This is a genomic window from Streptomyces sp. NPDC096205 (assembly GCF_044763135.1).
GTDB lineage: Bacteria > Actinomycetota > Actinomycetes > Streptomycetales > Streptomycetaceae > Streptomyces.
Map to the genome: position 1 here is coordinate 873790 of NZ_JBIWFS010000001.1, position 15850 is coordinate 889639.

12 protein-coding genes are annotated in these 15850 nt (G+C 72.5%); 5 read left to right on the plus strand and 7 right to left on the minus strand.

Annotation, left to right across the window (positions count from 1 at the left end; all coding sequences use genetic code 11):
- The first annotated feature begins 11 nt into the window (after window positions 1-11).
- A complete protein-coding gene (gene map, locus ACIQ6Y_RS03980) occupies window positions 12-779 on the plus strand; it encodes a type I methionyl aminopeptidase (RefSeq protein WP_404032492.1) in 768 nt (255 codons plus the stop codon).
- 174 nt (window positions 780-953) lie between these two features.
- Window positions 954-3503: an ATP-dependent Clp protease ATP-binding subunit gene (locus ACIQ6Y_RS03985; protein ID WP_404032494.1), complete on the plus strand. Its 2550-nt coding sequence runs from the start codon at window positions 954-956 to the stop codon at window positions 3501-3503.
- Between the two features lie 15 nt (window positions 3504-3518).
- On the opposite strand, the gene ggt is transcribed toward ACIQ6Y_RS03985, so the two are convergent.
- Window positions 3519-5318 (minus strand): gamma-glutamyltransferase, encoded by a 1800-nt coding sequence (gene ggt / locus ACIQ6Y_RS03990; protein ID WP_404032496.1) that lies wholly within the window; start codon window positions 5316-5318, stop codon window positions 3519-3521.
- Between the two features lie 79 nt (window positions 5319-5397).
- Between ggt and ACIQ6Y_RS03995 the strand changes: the two genes are divergently transcribed.
- Both ACIQ6Y_RS03995 and ACIQ6Y_RS04000 read left to right on the plus strand, forming a co-directional pair.
- Window positions 5398-6147: a hypothetical protein gene (locus ACIQ6Y_RS03995; RefSeq protein WP_404032498.1), complete on the plus strand. Its 750-nt coding sequence runs from the start codon at window positions 5398-5400 to the stop codon at window positions 6145-6147.
- 98 nt (window positions 6148-6245) lie between these two features.
- Window positions 6246-7814: an alpha/beta fold hydrolase gene (locus ACIQ6Y_RS04000; protein ID WP_404032501.1), complete on the plus strand. Its 1569-nt coding sequence runs from the start codon at window positions 6246-6248 to the stop codon at window positions 7812-7814.
- A gap of 232 nt (window positions 7815-8046) precedes the next feature.
- On the opposite strand, the gene ACIQ6Y_RS04005 is transcribed toward ACIQ6Y_RS04000, so the two are convergent.
- Window positions 8047-8790, minus strand: a complete 744-nt coding sequence (locus ACIQ6Y_RS04005) for an amino acid ABC transporter ATP-binding protein (RefSeq protein WP_404032504.1) — start codon at window positions 8788-8790, stop codon at window positions 8047-8049.
- Window positions 8791-8898: 108 nt separating this feature from the next.
- Window positions 8899-9306, minus strand: coding sequence for a DUF6278 family protein (locus tag ACIQ6Y_RS04010; protein ID WP_404032507.1), 408 nt, complete (start codon window positions 9304-9306; stop codon window positions 8899-8901).
- Window positions 9307-9550: 244 nt separating this feature from the next.
- Between ACIQ6Y_RS04010 and ACIQ6Y_RS04015 the strand changes: the two genes are divergently transcribed.
- A complete protein-coding gene (locus ACIQ6Y_RS04015; RefSeq protein WP_404032510.1) occupies window positions 9551-11266 on the plus strand; it encodes an SGNH/GDSL hydrolase family protein in 1716 nt (571 codons plus the stop codon).
- A 10-nt stretch (window positions 11267-11276) separates the two neighbouring features.
- On the opposite strand, the gene ACIQ6Y_RS04020 is transcribed toward ACIQ6Y_RS04015, so the two are convergent.
- From ACIQ6Y_RS04020 to ACIQ6Y_RS04035, 4 genes are all read right to left on the minus strand, one after another.
- A complete protein-coding gene (locus ACIQ6Y_RS04020; protein WP_404032513.1) occupies window positions 11277-12056 on the minus strand; it encodes an exodeoxyribonuclease III in 780 nt (259 codons plus the stop codon).
- Window positions 12057-12121: 65 nt separating this feature from the next.
- Window positions 12122-12757: an MBL fold metallo-hydrolase gene (locus ACIQ6Y_RS04025; protein WP_404032516.1), complete on the minus strand. Its 636-nt coding sequence runs from the start codon at window positions 12755-12757 to the stop codon at window positions 12122-12124.
- A gap of 78 nt (window positions 12758-12835) precedes the next feature.
- A complete protein-coding gene (locus ACIQ6Y_RS04030; RefSeq protein ID WP_404032519.1) occupies window positions 12836-14143 on the minus strand; it encodes an alpha/beta fold hydrolase in 1308 nt (435 codons plus the stop codon).
- Between the two features lie 119 nt (window positions 14144-14262).
- Complete coding sequence (locus ACIQ6Y_RS04035; RefSeq protein ID WP_404032522.1) at window positions 14263-15522, minus strand: SWIM zinc finger family protein; 1260 nt, start codon at window positions 15520-15522, stop codon at window positions 14263-14265.
- Window positions 15523-15850: the final 328 nt, after the last annotated feature.

Genomic DNA, 15850 nt, shown 5'->3' on the forward strand with positions numbered 1-15850 from the left:
TAGTAATTGGCGTGGTGGAACTGAAGACGGACTCCTCGATCGACGCGATGCACGCCGCGGGCCAGTTCGTCGCCCGCGCCCTGACGGCCGTACGGGAGGCCGCCGGTGTGGGCGTGTCCCTGCTGGAGCTGGACGAGGTGGCACGTGAGGTGCTGCGCGAGGCGGGCGCGACATCACCCTTCCTGGGCTATCGGCCCTCCTTCGCGCCGACCCCCTTCCCCGCGGTGATCTGCGCCTCGGTCAACGACGCGATCGTGCACGGCATCCCGACCGCGTACCGGCTGCGCGACGGCGACCTGCTCTCCGTCGACTGCGGCGCCGAGCTGGACGGCTGGGCCGGCGACTCGGCGCTCACCTTCACCGTGGGCACGCCCCGTCCGGCGGACCTGCGGCTGATCGAGACCGCCGAGCGCGCCCTCGCGGCCGGCATCGACGCCGCCGTCGTCGGCAACCGCATCGGCGACATCGCGTACGCCATCGGCTCGGTGTGCCGGGCGGCCGGCTACGGCATCCCGGACGGTTTCGGCGGACACGGCATCGGCCGCCGTATGCACGAGGACCCGGGGGTCCCCAACGAGGGCCGTCCCGGCCGGGGTATGAAGCTGCGCCACGGCATGGCCCTCGCCATCGAGCCGATGCTGGTCGCCTCCGGCCGCGACGACTACCACGCGGCCGCCGACGGCTGGACGCTGAAGACGAACGACGGCTCCCGCGCGGCCCACGCCGAACACACCGTCGCGATCACGGACTCGGGGCCGCGGATCCTCACAGCCCGCTGAGCCCGACGGCACGTACTCCCGTCCAGCCTCTGGAGGTGCCCCGGGTCCCCGTTCGTGCGAAGGTGTTCTACGAACGCGGCCAGGTGTAACCGGCTTCCGGCAGGGTTACCCGACTCCGGCACGTCGATCAGCGAGGGTGACCCTGCCCGCGCAGGGACGCCGGATGGGAACGCTATGACCAGCGGTTTCAGCGGCCCGGAGGGCTACGACGCCTTCGGAGAGTTCCTCGCCCGCTTCTTCGGCGGACCTCGCCCCGGTCCCCGGCAGATCAACATCGGCCAGCTGCTCAGTCAGCCGGCCCGCGAGCTGGTGCGGGGCGCCGCCCAGTACGCCGCCGAGCACGGCAGCCGCGATCTGGACACCCAGCATCTGCTGCGGGCGGCCCTGTCGGCGGAGCCGACCCGGAGCCTGCTCAGCCGGGCGGGCGCCGACCCCGACGAGCTGGCCTCGGAGATCGACGAGCGCTCCGGCCCGGCCGTGCACCAGGCGGCCGAGGCGCCACCGCCGACCTCGCTGTCCCTCACCCCGGCCGCCAAGCGGGCGCTCCTCGACGCGCACGAACTGGCCCGGTCGCGGGGTGCCGGGCACATCGGCCCGGAGCATGTGCTCAGCGCGCTGGCCGCCAACCCCGACTCGGCCGCCGGGCACATCCTCAACGCGGCCCACTTCGCCCCCGGCGCCGTACCGCCCGAGGCCCCGGAGGCGGCGCCGCCGCGCGCGGAGCGGCAGCGCAGCACGGGCACGCCGACGCTCGACAAGTACGGGCGCGATCTGACCGAGCAGGCCCGGCAGGGCCGTATCGACCCGGTCATCGGGCGGGACACCGAGATCGAGCAGACCGTCGAGGTGCTGTCCCGGCGCGGCAAGAACAACCCCGTGCTGATCGGCGACGCGGGCGTCGGCAAGACCGCCATCGTGGAGGGCCTGGCGCAGCGGATCGCGGACGGCGATGTGCCGGACATCCTGATCGGCCGCCGGGTGGTGGCGCTGGACCTGGCCGGTGTGGTGGCCGGCACCCGCTACCGGGGCGACTTCGAGGAGCGGCTGAACTCCATCGTCGAGGAGATCCGCGCCCACTCCGACCGGCTGATCGTCTTCATCGACGAGTTGCACACCGTCGTCGGCGCGGGCGGCGGCGGGGAAGGCGGCTCGATGGACGCAGGCAACATCCTCAAGCCCGCCCTGGCACGCGGCGAGCTGCATGTCGTGGGGGCCACGACCCTGGAGGAGTTCCGGCGCATCGAGAAGGACGCCGCGCTGGCCCGCCGCTTCCAGCCGATCCTGGTGCCCGAGCCGACCCCCGAGGACGCGCTGGAGATCCTGCGCGGCCTGCGCGACCGCTACGAGGCCCACCACCAGGTCCGCTACACCGACGAGGCACTGGACGCGGCCGTGGAGCTGTCCGACCGGTATCTCACCGACCGCCGCCTGCCCGACAAGGCGATCGACCTGATCGACCAGGCCGGTGCCCGGGTCCGGCTGCGCGCCCGCACCAAGGGCACGGACGTACGGGCCATGGAGCGCGAGGCCGAGCAGCTGAGCCGGGACAAGGACCAGGCCGTCGCCGACGAGAGTTACGAGGAGGCCATGCGGCTGCGCGACCGGATCGGCGAGCTCAAGCAGCGCATCGCCGAGGTCAGCGGCAGCGAGGCGGCCGACGAGGGCCGGCATCTGGAGGTCACCGCGGAGGCCGTCGCCGAGGTGGTGTCCCGGCAGACCGGCATCCCGGTGAGCCGGCTCACCGAGGAGGAGAAGGACCGCCTCCTCGGTCTAGAGGAGCACCTCCACCAGCGGGTCGTCGGACAGGACGAGGCCGTGCGGGTGGTTTCCGACGCGGTGCTGCGCTCCCGGGCGGGCCTGGCGAGCCCGGACCGGCCCATCGGCAGCTTCCTCTTCCTCGGCCCCACCGGCGTCGGCAAGACCGAGCTGGCCAGGGCGCTGGCGGAGGTGCTGTTCGGCAGCGAGGACCGTATGGTGCGCCTGGACATGAGCGAGTACCAGGAGCGGCACACCGTCTCCCGCCTGGTCGGCGCGCCGCCCGGGTACGTCGGCCACGAGGAGGCCGGGCAGCTCACCGAGGTCGTCCGCCGTCATCCGTACTCGCTGCTGCTCCTGGACGAGGTGGAGAAGGCGCACCCGGACGTCTTCAACATCCTGCTCCAGGTCCTCGACGACGGCCGGCTCACCGACTCCCAGGGCCGCACCGTCGACTTCACCAACACCGTCATCGTGATGACCAGCAACCTCGGCTCGGATGCGATCATCCGCGGTGGCGGCGGTATCGGCTTCGGGTCCGGGGACGACGGCGAGGCCGCCGAGGAGGCGCGCCGCGAACGCATCCTGCGCCCGCTGCGCGAGCACTTCCGGCCCGAGTTCCTCAACCGCATCGACGAGATCGTGGTCTTCCGGCAGCTGTCGTCCGATCAGTTGCACCAGATCACCAACCTGCTGCTGGAGCAGACCAAGCGGCTGGTGCACGCGCAGGGCGTGGAGATCGGCTTCACGGACGCGGCCGTCGACTGGCTGTCCCGGCAGGGCTTCCAGCCGGAGTACGGCGCCCGCCCGCTGCGCCGCACCATCCAGCGTGAGGTCGACAACCGCCTGTCGCGGCTGCTGCTCGACGGCAAGGTCACCGAGGGCGACCGGGTGACGGTGGACGCGACGGACGGACGCCTGGACTTCCGCACGGAGGCCGGGCCCCAGGAGACACCCGGCCTCGCCTAAGGCGCGGGGCCTCGCCTAGGGTGCGGGCCTGACCACCATCGCCGAGCCGCCGCCCCGGCGTACCGTCTCCGCGGCTGCCAGCCACTTGCCGCCCGGCAGGCGCTGCACGCCGGTCGCCGCGCCGATCTCCGGGTTGAGCCGGAACCCGTGCCCGATCGCCTCCAGCTCCGCCCGCAACGGGCTGTCGTACAGGCCGGGTTCGAGCTCGGTGGTGGTCTGGTTGCGCTGGCTGGCGCGCGGCGCGGCGATCGCGTCGACGAGCGGCAGACCGCGGTCGAGGAACCCGGTCAGGGTCTGCAGCACGGTGGTGATGATGGTGGCGCCGCCCGGCGAACCGACCGCCACGACGGGCTGGTTGTGCCGGTCGAGCACGATGGTCGGCGCGATGGACGAACGCGGCCGCTTGCCGGGTCCGGGCAGGTTGGGGTCGTGCACGGCCGGGTTGGCGGGCGCGAAGGAGAAGTCGGTCAGCTCGTTGTTCAGCAGGAACCCGCGGCCGGGCACGGTGATGCCGCTGCCGCCGGTCTGTTCGATGGTGAGGGTGTAGGCGACGACGTTGCCCCACTTGTCGGCCACGGTGAGGTGCGTGGTGTTCTCGCCCTCGTACGTCGTCGGCGCCGCGGTGCCGGGCGCGCCGCAGTCGGCCGGGTCGCGCGGGTCGCCCGGCGCGAGCGGGCTGGTGAGCACGGCGTCGTCCTTGATGAGACAGGCCCGCGAGTCGGCGTACCGCTGGGAGAGCAGTTCCTTCGCCGGTACGTCCTCGAAGGCGGGGTCGCCGACCCAGCGCCCGCGGTCCGCGAAGGCGATCCGGCTCGCCTCGATGAACCGGTGCAGATACTGCGCCCGGCTCGCCTTCGAAAGGTCGCTGTTCTCCAGGATGTTGAGGGCCTCGCCGACGGTCGTGCCGCCGGAGGAGGACGGGGCGATGGAGTAGACGCCGAGTCCGCGGTACGACGTCCTGGTCGGGGCCTGGAGTTTGGCGCGGTACGCCGTCAGGTCCTTCGCGGTCAGGTCTCCCGGGCGGGCGTTCCAGCCCGAAGCCGGGTTCACGGGCGGGTGGTTGACGGTGTTCAGGACGTCCCGGCCGAGGCGACCGTGGTAGAGCGTGCCGACGCCCTTGCGGCCGAGTTCGGCGTAGGTGCGGGCCAGGTCGGGGTTCTTGAAGGTCGAGCCGACGACGGGGAGTCGGCCGCCGGGCAGGAACAGCTCGGCCGTGTCCGGGAAGTAGCGGAAGCGGGTCTCGTTGGCGGCGGTCTGCGCGCGGAAGGTGGCGTCGACGGTGAAGCCGTCCCGGGCGAGCCGCTCGGCGGGCGCGAGGAGCGGGGCGAGCGGCCTGCTGCCCCACTGCCGCAGGGCCTGCTGCCAGGTGGCGGGCGTGCCCGGAACGCCGACGCCGAGGCCGCTGTTCACGGCGTCCGCGAAGGCGAGCGGCTTGCCGTTCTCCAGGAACAGGTCGGGTCCCGCGCTCAGCGGCGCGGTCTCGCGGCCGTCGATGGTGTGCACGGTGCGGGACTTGGCGTCGTAGTAGACGAAGTAACCGCCTCCGCCGATCCCGGCGGAGTAGGGCTCGGTCACGCCGAGCGCGGCGGCGGTGGCGACGGCCGCGTCGACGGCGTTGCCGCCCTTGCGGAGCACCTCGATTCCGGCGGCTGAGGCGTCCGGGTCGACGCTGGCGACGGCGCCGCCGTATCCGACGGCGACGGGCACCTTCTCGGCCGCGGGGTTGTTCGCGGCGGGTGGAGCGGCCGCTCCCACCGACACGACGGCGGCCGAGACCGCAAGGACCGTCAGTTTCCGTACGACAGGGCGACGCATCCGCACCTCCAGTCGGAGAGACCGTCCGGGCAGCCTATGCCAACACCATGGCCATGTCAGTCACGTACGATGCGCGCCCATGAATGACGACGTGCGCAACATCGTTCTCGGGGTGGTGGCGGCCGGGATCAGTGCCGCGCTGGGCTGGTTGTCCCGCACCTACCTGTGGCGGCGCAAGCTGCGCCGCAAGCAGCGGTTCCTGGGGTTGCCGGAGAACGCGGACTCACTGCTCGTCGTCAACCGCGATCCGGCCGCGTCCGAACCGGCCGTCCACCGCTTCGACGTGTTCGCCCTGGTGGAGCTCGCCGCGCTGATCAAGGACTGCGGGGCGCATGTGCAGATCGTCACGCAGGACATGGCGCCGCCGGGCTTCGGCGAGCGGACCGAGTTCTGCGTGGGCGGGCCGGGCTCCAACCGCCGTATGACCGCGCACATGGCGGCCATGCTGCCGGGCGTGCGGGTCAACGTGGACCCGGAGCCGGGGCCGGACCGCGGCGCGTTCCAGATAGGCGCCGAGCGCTACCGCCTGGAGGCGGGCCGTACCGAGTACGTGCTGCTGGCCCGGCTGACGGACGAGCAGAACCCGGACGCCCGCCCGGTGTTCCTCTTCTGTGGCCAGCGGGCCATCACCAACCAGGCCGCGACCCGCTATCTCGCCCGCCACCACGAGCGTCTGTCCCGCAAGTACGGCACGGGTTCCTTCGTGCTGCTGCTGAAGGTGGTCAACTCGCATGCGTACGGCCCCGATGTGGTGGAGCTGGTCGCGGACGTGACGCGCGCGGCGCAGGCCCCGCTGCCGGCAGCCCGCACCTCTCACCGGGCCTCCTGAGATTGTTACTCCTACGTAACTTACCGACGGGTTACCACCGGTAATCGGCCGCGGTTACCGTCGGGTCACTTTGCACTGACACGAGTGAGGAGTGACCCGTGCGACCCCACCGCACCGCACTGCGTACGTCCACCGTGGGCGCCGTCTCCGCGGCCCTGCTCGCGGCCGGCACCCTCGGCCTCGCCCCGGCCTCGCAGGCCGCCCCGAACCCGGTCCGGTTCGTCGACATCTCCGGCGACGGCGGAACCGTCCTGAAGGCGAACGTCGTCACGCCCACGGGCGCCGACGGCAGCCGCCGCTACCCGCTCGTCGTGCTGCCCACCAGCTGGGGCCTGCCCCAGATCGAGTACCTGGCGCCGGCCCAGAAACTCGCCGACTCCGGCTATGTGGTCGTCACCTACAACGTGCGCGGCTTCTGGCAGTCGGGCGGTGAGATAGAAGTCGCCGGGCCACCGGACGTGGCCGACGCCTCCCGGGTCATCGACTGGGCGCTCGCCCACACCCCCGCGGACCCCGCCCACATCGGCATGGCGGGCGTCTCCTACGGCGCCGGGATCAGCCTGCTCGCGGCCGCGCACGACCCGCGGGTGAAGGCGGTCGCCGCCCTCAGCGGCTGGGCCGACCTGATCGACTCCATCTACGGCGGCCGCACCCAGCATGTGCAGGCCGCCTCCCTGCTCGACGGCGCGGGAACGCTCACCGGCCGCCCCGGCCCGGAACTCCGGCAGATCTTCAAGGACTTCTACGCCTCGAACCTGGAGCGCGAGCCCGACATGCTCGCCTGGGGGAAGAAGCGCTCCCCCGAGGCCTACGTCGACCGGATCAACGCCAACGGCACGGCCGTGATGCTCGCCAACGCCTGGGGCGACAGCATCTTCCCGCCCGGCCAGTACGCCGACTTCTACGAGAAGCTGACGGGCCCCAAGCGGCTCCAGCTGCGCCCCGGCGACCACGCCACCGCCGAGCTGACGGGACTGTTCGGGCTGCCCAACGACGTGTGGACCGACACCGGCCGCTGGTTCGACCACCACCTCAAGGGCGCCGACAACGGCGTCGACCGTGAGGCGCCGGTGCGGCTGAAGTCCCGTACGGGCGGGGCCTACGAGGGCTACCCGGACTGGAAGTCGGTGGCGGCGACGGACCGGAAGATCGCCCTCGCGGGCACCGAGACCATCCACACCAACGTGGACTCGGGCGCCGACGGCGGCACGGTCTTCCTGTCCAGCATCCTCGACCAGATCGCCCAGCTCCCGCCGGTGGCGTCGATCCCGCTGCTCCCCCGCCGCTGGACCGCCGTATGGCAGTCCGAGCGGTGTCCGACGGCCCAGCACATCCGCGGCACGGCCCGGCTGCACACGACGCTGACGGCGACCAAGGAGAGCGGAACCCTCGTCGCGTACCTGTACGACGTGGGCCCGCTCGGCCTCGGCAAGCTGGTCGGCCACGCGCCGTACACCTTCCACGGGCGCACCCCCGGGAAGCCGTTCGGCGTCGACCTGGAGGTGTTCTCCACGGCCTACAACGTCCCGGCAGGGCACCGACTGGCCCTGGTCGTCGACACGGTCGACCCGCTCTACATCGAGCACAACCCGTCCGGCGCGCAGCTGACCTTCTCCTCGCCGGCGAACGACCCGTCATATCTGACGGTCCCGCTGCGCGAGCAGTGATCTCCGGCTGCCGCCGGCCGGGTCTGGCTCTTGTGACTGCTGCCCCCTACGGTCGAGGGGCCGTGGGGGGTTCCCCACCCGGCAGCAGCGTCCCTGGTCCGGAGACGACCGTGACCACCGGCTCCGCAGGCACGAAGGTCAAATCCTAGTCGAGGTCCGGAACGGGGCGTCGCCCGGTGGGGTGCATCACGGGCCCGGCGACGCCGGTGGGTGTGGTAGAGGGTGTCCGGTCTCAGTGCTTGAGGATCTTGGACAGGAAGTCCTTGGCGCGGTCGCTGTGCGGGTTGTCGAAGAACTGGTCCGGGCTGCGGTCCTCCACGACCCGGCCGTCGGCCATGAACACCACACGGTTGGCGGCGGAGCGGGCGAAGCCCATCTCGTGGGTGACGACGACCATCGTCATGCCTTCCCGGGCCAGTTGCCGCATGACCTCCAGGACCTCGTTGATCATCTCCGGGTCCAGTGCGGAGGTGGGCTCGTCGAACAGCAGGGCCTTGGGGTCCATGGCGAGGGCGCGGGCGATGGCCACCCGCTGCTGCTGGCCGCCGGAGAGCTGGGCGGGGTACTTGTCGGCCTGGTCGGCGACGCCGACGCGCTCCAGCAGTTCGTGTGAACGCCGGTCGGCGTCCTCCTTCTTGCGCTTTCTGACCTTGATCTGGCCGAGCGAGACGTTCTGCAGGACCGTCTTGTGCGCGAACAGGTTGAAGGACTGGAAGACCATGCCGACATCGGCGCGCAGCGCCGCGAGCGCCTTGCCCTCGGCGGGCAGGGGCTTGCCGTCGAGCAGGATGGTGCCGGTCTCGACCGGCTCGAGTCTGTTGATCGCTCTGCAGAGTGTGGACTTGCCCGACCCGGACGGGCCGATGACCACCACCACCTCCCCCTTGCCGACAGCGAGATCGATGTTCTGAAGGACATGCAGGTCACCGAAGTGCTTGTTCACTTGACGCAGTTCGATCAACGGATCGACAGCCATTCCCAGCCCCACTCACTCTCAGCCGTGCCGTGGCTGCCGCAACCTATCCACCGGGGAAAGGGGTTGACGAACGACACGCACTTTTCGGGCATTAGCCGTATAACCGTCTCAGGCCTCCGCGACTTCGGCGTAGACCTGCGACAGCTCCGGCGCACCGCTCGACGCCCACTCCTGCCCCGCGGTCACGACATCGACCTCACGGCCGGAAGCCAGCCGGACCACCGGCTGCCCGTCCGGCCACAGGGCCCAGGCGGCGCCGGGCACGGTCCGGACGATCACCGTGCCCAGATACAGACCGGCGTCGTTGCCGAGCCACGGCAGCGTCTCCTCGTCGTCCCGCCAGCGCGGCACCACCTGGTCCAGCGCCTCCAACGAGGCCTCGGTGTCGTCGAGTCGCACCCCCGCCTCGGCCGCCTGCGAGCGCAGCAGCTCGCACTCGGACAGCAGCGCGGCGATCCCTTCCGGATCGGGCGCGCCGTGTTTCTTCTGCCGGTGGCCGAGGAACGGGATGTTCATACGCCCAGCCTGGCACCGACACCGGCCTGCGCACCACAGGCGCGCGGGGCACCTCTTGCGGGTGATGTTCCACGGCTGCCGTCCCTTGGGATTGACGGTCACCCACCGTCTCCCTAGCTTCACTTTGCGCCGCTAACGTCGCAGTGTGCCGCTCCTCAGCACAGCGGCCGGTTCGCCTCACCCCCACCGGGAGGATCGGTTGATACGCCAGGGATGCCGGATCTTCTTAGCTGCCGTCCTGGTCGTGATCGCCACCGCGCTGTCACCGACCGCGCCACAGGCCACCGCCGGGCAGCTCGCACGGCCGCTCGAGCGGCTGTTCGACAACACCGCCGTCAGCGACGACTCCCAGCCCGACTCGGCCGACTTCGACGGCTCGGGCGCCTCGCTGTCGGCCCAGGACCTCGCCGCCGCGGGCTGGACACCGGGCCGCACGATCATCGTGCAGGGCGCCCGGCTGACCCTGCCGCGCTGCGCGCCGGGCGAACCCGACAACGTACGGGCCACCGGGCAGTCGGTGCGCCTCACCGGGCGCGGGGACGCGCTGGCCTTCCTCGTCGCGGGCACGGGCCCGGACGCGAGCGGCATCGGCCGGGTCGACTACGCGGACGGCATGAGCTCCGCGTACCGGCTCACCGCACCCGACTGGCGCACCGGCCCGCTCGCCACCAAGGCCGTCGCCCTGCCGCACGTCAACACGCCCGACGGCCAACTCGCCGAGAAGGCACGGCTGTACGTCGTGACGGTGCCGATCGCGCCGGACCGCAAGGTCGTGTCGGTACGGCTGCCATGGGCAGCCGGTCTGCATGTCTTCGCGCTGTCCGTGCGGCCCGTGGCCAAGGGCTGGACCGGCACCTGGGCGGCCGCGACCTCCGGTCACCCGGCCGTGGGACCGTGGACCGACCGCACACTGCGGCTGGTGGTGCACACCTCTGCGGGCGGACCGCGGCTGAGGCTGCGCTTCGACAACACCTTCGCCTCGACGCCGGTCGGGATCGAGTCCGCGACGGTGGCCGTGCAGGCGCGGGGCGCCGAGGCCGTGGACACGCCCGTGCCGGTGACCTTCCGGGGTGCGGCGGGCACCTCGATCGCCGCCGGCGCCCAGACGTACAGCGACCCCCTCGACTTCCCCTTGCCCGCGGACAGGAATCTGCTCGTCAGCTTCCGGCTGACCGGCACCGTCAGCGCGCTGCCCGTGCATCGGTTCGCCAACCAGCGGTCGTACGTGAGCCGGCCCGGCGACCACACGACCGACCCCTCCGCGGCGGCGTACACCGGGGGGATCAGCTACTGGCCGCTGCTGGCCGGCGTGGACGTGGGCGGCGGGCCGGGGTCCGTGGTGCTGCTCGGCGACTCGATCACCGACGGCAGCCGTTCCACCGTGGACGCCAACCGGCGCTGGCCCGACCTGCTCTCCGACCGGCTCCAGGCGCAGGGCGCCGTCCCCCGCTACGGGATGGTCAACCAGGGGATCTCGTCCAACCGTGTCGTCTCCGACGGCTACCTCGGCGACGGGACCTCGTCGGTCCAGACCGGGGTCAGCGCCCTCAACCGCCTCGACCGGGACGTGTTCGCGCAGACCTCGGCACGGACGGTCGTCGTCTTCGAGGGGGTCAACGACCTGAGGTTCGGCGCCGACGCCGAGCAGGTCGCCGCCGGCCTGCGCGAGATCGCCGCGCGCGCCCACGCGCGGGGGCTCAGGGTCCTGGCGGTCACGATCCTGCCCTGCGGGGGCAACATCCTGTGCACACCGGCCGTCGAGGCCGAGCGGGCCGAGCTGAACGCGTGGCTGCGCGGCGGTGGCAGCGGGTTCGACGCTCTGTTCGACTTCGACGCCGCCCTGCGCGACCCCGCCGACCCCACCCGAATGCTGCCCGCCTACGACGGCGGCGACCATCTGCACCCCAACGACGCGGGCATGGCCGCCATGGCGCAGGCGGTGGACCTGGAGGCGCTCTGAGGCCGGTGTCCTACACGTCCAGGTCCACGACCACCGGCGCGTGGTCCGAGGCGCCCTTGCCCTTGCGCTCCTCGCGGTCGACGTAGGCGTCGGTGACGGCCTTGGCGAAGGGGGCGTTGCCGTAGACCAGGTCGATGCGCATGCCGCGGTTCTTGGGGAAGCAGAGCTGGCGGTAGTCCCAGTACGTGAAGGGGTGCTCGTACTTCAGGGGGCGGGGCACCACGTCGTTCAGGCCCGCCTCGCGCAGGGAGGCCAGGGCGGCGCGCTCGGCCGGGGTGACGTGGGTGGCGCCCTCGAAGGCGGCCGGGTCGAAGACGTCGTCGTCCGTCGGCGCCACGTTGTAGTCGCCGAGGATCGCGAAGGGGCGGCTGCCGCCCGCGTCCCCGGCGACGGCGGCCTTGAGGGCCTCGAACCACTGGAGCTTGTACGCGTAGTGCGGGTGCTCCACCTCGCGGCCGTTCGGCACGTACACCGACCAGACGCGGACCGGGCCGCAGGTCGCCGAGATGGCCCGCGGCTCGACCAGACCGTCGAAGCCGGGGTCTCCGGGCAGGCCCTTGACCACGTCCTCGATGCCTACGCGGGAGAGCACCGCCACGCCGTTCCACCTGCCGGTGGCGTGGACCGCCGACTCGTAGCCCAGCTCGCGCAGCTGCTCCGACGGGAACTGCTCCTCGGAGACCTTGGCCTCCTGAAGGCACAGCACGTCGGTGCCGCTGCTCTCCAGCCAGGCCAGGAGCCTGGGCAGGCGGGCGGTGATCGAGTTCACGTTCCAGGTCGCGATACGCATGCCTCACAACCTACCCGGAGGGTCTGACAACGCCCCTCTCAGCTCTCAGACGCCCCTCTCAGCTCTCAGACGTCGGCGGAGGCGCCCGGGGCCAGCCGCAGATGGTCGGTGCCGCCGAGGGCGCCGATCTGGCGGTCGTAGATCGGGCGGGCCAGATCGGTGAGCAGGGCGTCGTGGATGTCGTACGCCCGCTGCGGCTTCACCTCGCGGACGTAGTCGATGACCTCGGAGATCTTGCTCCAGGGCGCCATGACCGGGAGCATCAGCGTCTCCACCTCGTGGTCCGGCACGGTCAGGGCGTCGCCGGGGTGGAAGACACGGCCGTCGTCGATCAGATAGCCGACGTTGGTGATGCGCGGGATGTCGGGGTGGATCACGGCGTGCAGCTCGCCGTGCACCTGGACGTCGAAGCCCGCCGCGGTGAAGGTGTCGCCGTGGCCGACGGTGTGCACACGGCCCGGGAAGGCGGCCGAGATCTGGTCGGCGACCGCCTTCAGGGTCCAGATCTCGGCAGCCGGGTCGGCCTCGAGCGCGGCGCGCAGCCGTCCCTCGTCGAAGTGGTCGGGATGCTCGTGCGTGACGAGAAGCGCGTCCGCGCCGAGCGCGGCGTCCTCCTCCGTGAAGCCGCCCGGGTCGAGGACGAGCACGCGGCCGTCCTTCTCCAGGCGGACACAGGCGTGTGACATCTTCGTGAGCCTCATGGTCCCCCATCCTGCCGCGTGGAGGGGGCCCTTGCTCGCTCCCGCCGGGAGGACAGACCGCGCCGGCGGAGGCCCGACTCACTCCTGCGGGGTCGTCTCCTCGCGGATGACCTGCTGGGCGACCCGGAAGGCGCTGCTCGCGGCGGGCATGCCGCAGTAGACGGCCGCCTGCATCAGGACCTCCTTGATCTCGGGCGGGGTGAGGCCGTTGCGCAGGGCGGCACGGGTGTGGACGGCGAGTTCCTCCAGGTGGCCGCCCGCGACGAGCGCGGTGAGTGTGACGCAGCTGCGGGTACGCCGGTCCAGACCGGGCCGGTCCCAGATCGCGCCCCAGGTGTAGCGGGTGAGGAAGTCCTGGAAGTCGGCGGAGAAGTCGTCGGCCTGCTCCAGGACGCCGTCCACGTGCGCGTCGCCGAGCACCTCGCGGCGCACCTTGATCCCCACCTCGTAGGCGTCGGCGCCGACCTCGGCCTCGGGCTGGGCCGCGGGCGGGGCGATCTCGGCGATGGGCGCGATCGGGGCGGGCGCCACGACGGCCATCGGCTGGACGGGCGCGGCGACCTGCACGGGAACCGGCACCGGGCCGGTGCCCGTGTCATGGGCGGGCTGCCAGGCGGTGGAGAAGTGCCGCACGAGCAGGTCGGTGACGGCCGCGGGCTGCTCCACGGGCACCAGGTGCGAGGCGCCCGGTACGACGGCCAGCCGCGCGTCGGGGATGCCGGCGACCAGCGTGCGCGCCTCCGCGGGGCCCGTGACCTGGTCCTCGGAGCCGACCAGGACGAGCGTCGGCACGCCGACCCGGGTCAGCTCGGGGCGCACGTCGAACGCGGCGAGGGCCTCGCACGCGGCGATGTAGCAGCCGGGGTCGGTCGTGCGGACCATCTGCACCGCCCAGTCGGTGATCGCGGGCTGCGCGGCGGCGAAACCGGCCGTGAACCAACGGTCGGGCGCGGTACGGGCGATGGGGTCCAGGCCGTTCGTCCGCACGATCACCCCGCGCTGGCGGAACTCGTCCGCCGTGCCGAACCGCGGCGAGGCCGCGATCAGCGCGAGGGACGCCAGCCGCTCGGGGTGCCGCAGAGCCAGCTCGATGCCGACGGCCCCGCCGAGCGCACAGCCGGCGTACCCGAACCGCTGCACACCGAGCCCGTCCAGCGTGGCCAGCAGCCGCGCGGTGAGGTCGGCGACCGAGCCCGCAGGGTAGGCGGGAGCGCCGCCGTGCCCCGGCAGGTCGAACCGGAAGACCCGCCACTGCCGGGTCAGCTCGGGGACCTGACGGTCCCACATGTGCCACGTCGTCCCGAGGGAGGGGCCCAGGATGAGCACCGGTGCGTCGTCGGGGCCGTCGAGGCGGTACTGCAGGGCGGGGGTGTTCGTTTCACTCACCGCTCCACGCTAACCGCAGCCCTCCGGCGCCGGGGCGCGGGGCCCCGAAGCTGCGCAAGGAGCTGCGTGGGATCGCCGGAGGACCCTCACATTCCGTCCACGTGGGGAGGTGGGTTCGGTCATATGTCGGAGAGTGTGCCTATGCCGGTGAGGGCGCCGACCGGGTCGTGGTCGGGGGTGCCGCGGGGCCACCAGTCGTCGGCGCCGGGGTCGGACTCGTAGGCGTACCAGAAGCTGTCGCGGCCCAGGCGCAGTTGGAGGTGGCCTCGGGGGTGGGTGAGGCGGTTGCGGTACGGGCGGAAGGCGGGCAGGTCGGCGGCCAGCAGGAGGGGACGCGCGCGGTCGAAACGACCGGCCGGCGGGTCCCAGGGCTCTTCCAGTACGGCGAGTCCGGCCGGGCCGCCCTGCCGCCAGGCGGCGACCGCGCGGGCCAGCTCGGCCGGGGTGCGGCCCGCGGCGGAGGCGAGCGAGGCGTACAGAGCGCGGCTGCCGGCGGTCAGTCCGGAGCCGGGACGGCCCGCGGCGAGGCGTACCGCGTCCTGCCACAGCGTCAGTTCGGCGATCGGGTCATGCCCGGTGACGAGCAGCGCGTGGGCGCGGGCCGCGGCGTCGGTGGCCAACTGGTCCAGCGCGAACGGGTCGGGCCCGCCCGGCGCCGCCGGGTACGCCGGGGGCTGCTCGGGGTGCGCGGGGGCGGGTATCGGCAAGGGCAGCGGCGGCCGCTCCCGACCGGCGAGCACCTCGCTCGCGCGTACGCCGGGCAGCGGGGCCGGTGGCTGTTCCTGCGCGGCGCGGGCCGCTCGGGTCGCGTTACGGCGGGACAGCTCGTCCAGCAGCACCCGTTCGCCCCTTCCTCGCAGCAGGAGCAGCACGAACGGGTCGGCGTCCAGCAGCCGGGCCGTCTGGTAGCACAGCGCCGCCGCGTGCTTGCAGGGATGACCTCGGTCCGGGCAACTGCAGTGCGGTTCCAGCTCCCCCGGACCGGGCAGCAGCGGCACGGCACCCTCCGCGAGGGACGGAGGCAGCTCCTTGTCGAGCAACGCCGCGATGTGCGCGGGCCGCTCCGCCGCCGCGTCCAGGAACTCCTCCCAGTCGGTGTCGTCCAGCGTCCGCAGACGCACCTGCACGCGGTACGGCCGCGGCCGGCTGCCCCGCACATAGGCCAGCACATGCCCGGGCGTCACCGTGATCGCGTCCACATGCCCCTGCTCCGCATACCCGCGCCCCCGCACCAACCGCTTCACGTCCAGCGCCCCTTCCTCCAGCGCGGCCACCCAGGCGTTGCCCCACCAGGTCTCGGCGAAGTCGCCTTCCGTGGGGCGGGCACTGAAGGCCGGGAAGGTGCGGCGCAGGTCGGTGTCGCGGTGGGGCGCGGCCATGGAACGGGGGGTGGTGGCTACGGGGGACGTGGTGGGGTGCGTCGTCGAGGGCTGAGGGCGGTGGGCGGGCGCCGCGTCCAGGACGGGGTCGGCCTGTGGTGCCAGGCGCGGGCGACGAAGTGCCTCGGCCTGGAACGGGGCTTCGCTTCGGGACGGCTCAGGGTCTCGGTACGGCTCCGGGTCTCGGGGCGCGGCTTCGCCTCGGGACGGCTGCTCCGGGTCTCGCAACGGCTCGGGGTCTCGGGGCAGGGCTTCGCCTCGGGACGGCTGCTCCGGGTCTCGCAACGGCTCGGGGTCTCGGGGCAGGGCTTCGCCCCGGGACGGGTGC